General features: G+C 34.6%; 7 protein-coding genes and 2 pseudogenes. 7 read left to right on the forward strand and 2 right to left on the reverse strand.

Annotated features, from left to right (window positions below; genetic code table 11):
• On the reverse strand, positions 1-269 hold a 269-nt coding region (locus tag G322_RS21135; RefSeq protein WP_022942793.1), incomplete at its 3' end, for an IS1/IS1595 family N-terminal zinc-binding domain-containing protein.
• A gap of 554 nt (positions 270-823) precedes the next feature.
• Positions 824-1,069 (reverse strand): WD40 repeat domain-containing protein, encoded by a 246-nt coding sequence (locus G322_RS22980; RefSeq protein ID WP_156873983.1) that lies wholly within the window; start codon positions 1,067-1,069, stop codon positions 824-826.
• 599 nt (positions 1,070-1,668) lie between these two features.
• Between G322_RS22980 and G322_RS0116350 the strand changes: the two genes are divergently transcribed.
• The 7 genes and pseudogenes from G322_RS0116350 to G322_RS0116375 form a co-directional block, all read left to right on the forward strand.
• Positions 1,669-2,679 carry an amino acid ABC transporter substrate-binding protein gene (locus G322_RS0116350; RefSeq protein WP_022942795.1) on the forward strand — a complete coding sequence of 337 codons (1,011 nt, stop codon included), beginning with the start codon at positions 1,669-1,671 and terminating at the stop codon, positions 2,677-2,679.
• Between the two features lie 101 nt (positions 2,680-2,780).
• The gene (locus G322_RS0116355) at positions 2,781-3,932 is read left to right on the forward strand and encodes an amino acid ABC transporter permease (protein ID WP_028866690.1); all 1,152 of its coding nucleotides are present in this window, start codon (positions 2,781-2,783) and stop codon (positions 3,930-3,932) included.
• On the forward strand, positions 3,932-5,020 hold the full coding sequence (locus tag G322_RS0116360) for an amino acid ABC transporter permease (protein WP_022942797.1): 1,089 nt from the start codon (positions 3,932-3,934) through the stop codon (positions 5,018-5,020). The genes G322_RS0116355 and G322_RS0116360 overlap by 1 nt, the downstream gene beginning before the upstream one ends.
• 29 nt (positions 5,021-5,049) lie before the next feature.
• Positions 5,050-5,787: an amino acid ABC transporter ATP-binding protein gene (locus tag G322_RS24345; RefSeq protein ID WP_022942798.1), complete on the forward strand. Its 738-nt coding sequence runs from the start codon at positions 5,050-5,052 to the stop codon at positions 5,785-5,787.
• Positions 5,788-5,835: 48 nt separating this feature from the next.
• Positions 5,836-6,170, forward strand: a pseudogene (locus G322_RS24350) (serine--tRNA ligase); the annotation flags it as partial.
• A gap of 42 nt (positions 6,171-6,212) precedes the next feature.
• On the forward strand, positions 6,213-6,350 hold the full coding sequence (locus G322_RS24905; RefSeq protein WP_022942799.1) for an early set domain-containing protein: 138 nt from the start codon (positions 6,213-6,215) through the stop codon (positions 6,348-6,350).
• Between the two features lie 157 nt (positions 6,351-6,507).
• Positions 6,508-6,764 (forward strand): annotated as a pseudogene (locus G322_RS0116375) (IS3-like element ISVa4 family transposase); the annotation flags it as partial.

A 6,764-nucleotide genomic window follows, 5' to 3' on the forward strand; every position in this document is an offset into this window, starting at 1 on the left:
GTACTCGTCTTATTATTAAAGGTTTTTAAGCAATCTTTACAACGATACCGTTGTATTGAACCCGACATCCCCCATTTTTTTAGCTGGCTAGAATGGCAGTGTGGACATTGGGATAGCATATCGAAAAGTGGCTGAATTAACTCATTCGCACTGATTTCAGTGTCTAATGCTTGAATTGACTGGTGAACTACCTCTCTTTGCGCCGGTGTCATAGAGAAAAGTGCTTTTGTGATTAGATTAAGCTTACTTACAAATAATTTAGTCTTCATTGCGAGTACCTTCAATCAGTTAAGTCTTATTTATAAGTATAGACAACAATTAGCTACAACAGAGCCTAATAAATGTAGTTGCTTGAGGGGGGTAACGGTCACTTATGCGCACTTTTAAGACGACACTATGATATAAAAATTAATAAGTGGCTAAATAGTGAATACTAATTGAATTAATTCTTTATTTTAGTTTTTTGTAACTGCCATTGCTCAAGTAGGCCATCGCTGTTAGTGGTAACGATTTTATCTTGCTCTTAGTAAGCAACGCTCAGTATTGATGAGCGACCACGTGTCATTTGTGACTGCCACTGTGCAAAAGCACCATCAGCTACTCGCCACCGTTTGATTACCTGTTTAGGCGAACCTGTTAATCACAGCGAATTATTTACCGAGAAACTTGAATCATTAAATTCAAAAAACGTAAATTAGTGTCTAATACCAATCTGCATAAGTATCTGATCTATCTTGTTGGTTAAAATAATAAATAGCTAGCTATTACTCAATCATGCGCCTTGCTCTTCATCATTTTTCCTCAACAAGCCCTGATCACAATATTATGCGGAATGGTATAACTCCGCAATCACCTCGCCTGTAGTTAAATCCCAAAAGGTGCGATCTATTATCGCATCTAAGGTGAAAGCAATCTTGCCATCACTACTTAAACTGACATGATTTACTCTTGAGCCATGAGATAAACCATGAACATTTTCCCCTGTGGATTTTTGCCAAACACGTGCTTTTTTATCACTTGAGCCGGTAAGAGCCATTGCACCATCATCTGATAAACTTACCGAATTAATATCTAATCGGTGTTTTTAAAAAGTGTTGATTTTATTAGCCTTAACATCAATGATGCTGACTTTAGCGCTGTGAAAAGCTAATAATATTTTGCTGCCATCAGCAGAGATTGATGATATTGCCTTCGATACTCCCCACTCACCCAATGGTCTATGGCCCTGCACAGCATATAAACGCTGAGACTAGGTAAAATTGATTATTTTCACTGATATCAAGTAATTCCATAAACTGCGCTTCATTGCTTTTAAACAGTGTAATGGCGATTCCACTTGCTTGTTATTCCATAAACAAAGCGTTTTACCAGCAGTAATCAAATTTAACTGACCATCTTTAGATAATGCAGTGATTATATTTTCACTATTATTTAACGCTTACATTGATGTGCCAGTCTGAACGTCCTGTTCAGTTAGATCAGAATAGTTTCCCTTTGTAATCATTTTGTAATATTTAAGCGGTAACGTTATCAACGTAGAATAATGAAGGGAAATGTACCGTTTTACTTCATTATTAATGTGTAATTACAGTACGAAATTTGTCCACATCAACTTTAGCTTAACACACAATAAGGTATGCTAATTTAGATAAACCCTTAGGAATAATGATGAAAAAAATTTTAAAATTATCACTTATTGCAATCGCTGTAATAGGAATGAATGTAAACGCAGGTACTTTTGAAAAAGTAAAAAAAGAAGGTGTACTGCATTGTGGTATGTCGACTGGTTTTGCTGGTTTTGCTGAGATGGGTGATGATAAAGTTTGGAAAGGCTTCGATATAGATATGTGTAGAGCAGTTGCAGCCGCCGTACTTGGAGATGCCAATAAATTGAATAATCACTCTTTAACATCTAAAGAAAGGTTTATTGCTCTGCAAACGGGTGAAATTGATATGCTTGCAAGATCAACAACTTGGACCTATTCAAGAGATACATCACTGGGTCTTAACTTTGCTGGCGTTAATTATTATGATGGTCAAGGTTTTTTAGTGGCTAAATCACTTGGTGTCAAAGATGCAAGAGAATTAGATGGTGCAACTTTTTGTTTACAAACAGGAAATACCACTGAATTAAACTTAGCAGATTACTTTTTACAACATAATATGGAATATAAATCAGTATCGTATGATACAGATGCACAAGTGATAGCGGGTTTTAAAGCGGGTCGTTGTGATGCTATTACGACTGACCAATCAGGACTTTATTCAAAATTAACCGTACTGGATAAAAGTAAGTATATCGTTTTACCAAATATCATCTCAAAAGAACCCTTAGGTCCTGTCGTAAGACAAGGTGATGACAGATGGTTTAATATTGTAAAATGGTCTCTAAACGCAATGATTACCGCAGAAGAGCTAGGCATTACTTCTAAAAATGCAGCTGATCTCGCTAAAAATTCAAATAATCCAGAAATTCAAAGACTGCTTGGTGTTAATGGAAATTTAGGTGAAATGTTAGGCTTAGATGCTAAATGGGCTTATAACATTATTACCCAAGTAGGTAATTACTCTGAATCATTTGAAAAACATTTAGGTGTAAATACTCCTCTTGATATCAAAAGGGGTATTAATGCTTTATGGACTAATGGCGGCATTCTTTATTCTCCACCATTTAGATAAAGATACAAATACAAATCTAAATCTAAATTCAAGAGATTAATCTCTTGAATTTTTTATTTTTCAAAACATTACTTTTTTAAAATATATAACAAAGGTTTCGTGTGTCTATTATCTATAATAAAACATTTAGGGCAATATTTTTTCAATTTGTCATTGTTACGCTTTTAGTGATAGGTTTGTGGTTTATGTTCACAAATTTATACATTAATATTGAAGCCAGAGGTATCAAAACCGGATTTTCATTTTTAAATGAAAGAGCTGGTTTTGATATTTCAGAATCACCTATTGCATATAATGCCAACTCTTCATTTCTAGATTCATTCATAGTTGGTATTGCTAATACACTTTATGTCTCAATATTTGGTATCGTATTTTCAACCATTTTAGGTGTCATCATTGGTATTGCAAGATTATCTAAAATATTTTTAGTGTCTAAACTTGCTTCTACCTATATTGAGGTTTTTAGAAATACTCCTCTTTTACTGCAAATATTATTTTGGTACAACGTTGTTTTAGTGGCACTTCCAAACCCTAAGCAAAGTATTCAGTTGGGTGCCGATATGATATTAAATAATCGTGGATTTAGTGTGCCCCGTCCTATCATGGAAGAGGGTTTTAGCTTTGTTATCATCGCATTTTTTGCATCCATCGCATTGGTTGTCTATTTATCAAAAGTCGCAAAAAGAAAATTTGAAAAAACGGGAGTAAATACTTTTCTTCTTCCTTGGAATATCCTTATTTTATTTTCCATTCCTTTACTCGTCTATGTTATTGCTGGTAATCCTTTAAGTTTTGATGATCCCGTATTACAAGGATTTAACTACAAGGGGGGAATGACCTACACGCCAGAGTTTCTGGCATTGGCTTTTTCTTTATCTATATATACGGCAACTTTTACAGCAGAAGCTGTCAGGAGTGGTATTGAAGCGGTTGATATTGGTCAAAAAGAAGCATCATCGGATCTTGGACTTAGCGCATATCAATCTTTAAAACTAGTTATATTACCGCAAGCGATAAGAATTGCATTACCGCCCATTATTAGTCAATGTTTAAATGTGGTTAAAAACTCATCATTAGCTGCTGCCGTCGGTTACCCTGAACTTGTCACCATTTTTAGTGGAACAGCATTAAATCAAACTGGACAAGCCATTGAAATTATTCTGATGACCATGAGTGTCTATTTATGTATTAGTTTAATTATCTCTTTGGTATTAAATTATGTTAATAAAAAACTGGAAATAAAGGGTCGATAATGGCGATATATGAAATAGAGCAATCACAAAAATCGCCCACCAATACCAAGGGGCCAATTAAATGGGTTTTAGATAACCTGGTAGCAACACCTACTCATGTTATTTTTTCTTTTTTGATATTAGGTTTGTTATATATAACAATTCCTCCTTTTATTACTTGGGCTATCATCGATGCCAATTTTATTGGCACAACCAAAGCATCTTGTACTGGAGATGGAGCTTGTTGGGTCTTTATTATCCATAAAATGGACTTCTTTATTTATGGTTTTTATCCAGAGAGTGAAATATATAGAATTAATTGGGTCTTTGGATTATCTATTATATTTTTACTTTTATTTAAATATACGGGAAAAACGTTTAAGGCAAAAATTGCGCTGTTTAGTTTATTTCCAATCATTGCCTATTTTTTAATTACCGGGGGGAGTTTTGGTTTAGTTGAAGTGCCAACAGATAAATGGGGGGGATTAATGCTTACCTTAATTATCTCTTCAATAGGAATAGTAGTGGCTATGCCTGTTGGTATTATACTCGCTTTTGGTAGGCAATCTAAGCTTCCAATCATTAAAAGTTTTAGTATCGTTTATATTGAATTTGTCAGGGGAGTTCCCCTTATCACCATTTTATTTATGGGTTCGGTGATATTACCTATGTTTTTTCCTGAAGGTATGACCTTTGATAAGCTGTTAAGAGTTCTGATTGTTGTCACTTTATTTCAAGCTGCTTATGTTGCAGAAGTGATCCGAGGTGGGTTACAAGCCATCCCCAAAGGACAATATGAAGCTGCTGATTCTGAAGGATTATCTTATTGGCAGAAAATGCTCATTATTATATTACCGCAAGTCATTAAAGTATCAATACCCAACTTAGTTGGCAATGCTATTGGCTTATTTAAAGATACTACTCTTGTACTCATCATCGGTTTATTTGATTTGCTTACCATGGTTGGTTTGACCTCCATAGACTCACATTGGACTGGGTTTGCAACGGAAGGATATGTATTTGTGGGTTTTATATTTTTAATATTTTGTTCTGGTTTATCAAGATACTCTAAAGTTTTAGAAGATAGATTAAATACTGAAAACAGATAAAATCACAGCAATAAAAGATGGAACATAAAATGAATTATATTATAGAAATCGAGAAGTTAAATAAATGGTTCGATGATTTTCACGTACTAAAAAACATAAATTTAAAGATTAAAGAAGGTGAAATAGTCGTTATTTGTGGACCAAGTGGCTCTGGGAAATCAACACTCATTAGATGTATTAATTATCTTGAGCAATTTCAACAAGGAACCGTGACAGTTGATGGAATTATACTAAAAGATGATGTAAAAAAAATTAAAGAATTGAGAAAACATGTGACCATGATTTTTCAACATTTTAATTTATTCCCTCATCTTTCAATATTGGAAAACTTAACCTTAGCGCCAACCTATGTAAAAGGTGTGTCAAAAACGCAAGCGACTAAAACTGCAATGAAGTATCTAAAAAGAGTCAATATTGCAGAGCAAGCGCATAAATATCCAAATCAATTAAGTGGAGGACAGCAACAACGTGTTGCCATCGCAAGAGGTCTTTGCAAAGATCCTAAAATTATGCTTTTTGATGAACCTACCTCTGCCCTTGATCCTGAAATGATTAATGAAGTATTAGATGTAATGATCGAATTAGCCAAAGAGAAAAAAACCATGGTTTGTGTGACTCATGAAATGGGGTTTGCTAAGAAAGTTGCCGATCGCGTTATATTTATGGATCAAGGACAAATCATTGAAGAAAATACACCAAAAGAATTTTTTGAAAACCCTCAAAGCGATAGATTAAAACAGTTTCTCGAACAAATAATTACCGATTAATATAAGACTGATATTAATTACTATGTTGAAAGGGTTTTATGACCCAATGAACATGGTTACACTGAGATGTATATGCCACTTTTGGTAAATTCTGAAAGTTTATATGGCACAACAAAATAACCAAAATTTGGTGATGATCTGTTTAATACCAAATCTGCAACGGAAGAGGGTCAAGGTCTGTCATTGATCCCATCTGTTGAAGTGCCATTAGCAAACATGAGTCGTGACGTAATTTACGATGAAGCGATCTGCTGATTAAAATCACTTCACACATACCTTGATCATACGGTCGTGATACGCGTGGTTTAATCCGTCAATATCAGTTTGATAAAGTAGAGTTGGTGCAATTTGTACACCCAGAAAAAAGCTTTGAAGTGTTAGAAAATAGAAGATGGAAAATTATTGGTTAATCATCATTCCCAGGTTTGACCATTCAATACTCTTTAGACAGCACGCAATGGCTGAATTACGATAAAAATGCAGTGCCTAATGCCAACCTGTTAGCAGTACGTAGTGTTTCAGAAAGTGGCCGTGTTGGCTGTTCTGTGAAAGTGAACTCTTAAACTTTTCCAAGACTTATTACTCGGTAGTAATAGCTAATTAGTTGATGTTAGTTAGGGTCAGATGAACTTAATTTACCTTCGTTCTGACCTTATTGTAATGGTTTAATAAGTTTGGAGGGTTTGATAGCCTCTTAAATGAATTAAATAGGAAAGAATAATGGCCAATACAACTCGAAAAGATCGTATAAAAGTGTCTCCTGCTCAAAAGCTAGAATATGCAAAATTGATGATCGATGATAATTACTCTAATCAACAAATAATTGATCTATCAGGTGCCTCTTCATCTGCTGTAGTTCGATGGAAAAAGCAGTATTTAGCGGAGAGAAAAGGTGAGATACCTACAAATAAAACAGCCCTTGATCCTCAAGCCCGACGAATTCAAGAACTTGAACGAGAGCTAGCAGATGCCAAAAA

Source organism: Psychromonas hadalis ATCC BAA-638 (genome assembly GCF_000420245.1).
GTDB classification, from domain to species: Bacteria; Pseudomonadota; Gammaproteobacteria; order Enterobacterales; family Psychromonadaceae; genus Psychromonas; species Psychromonas hadalis.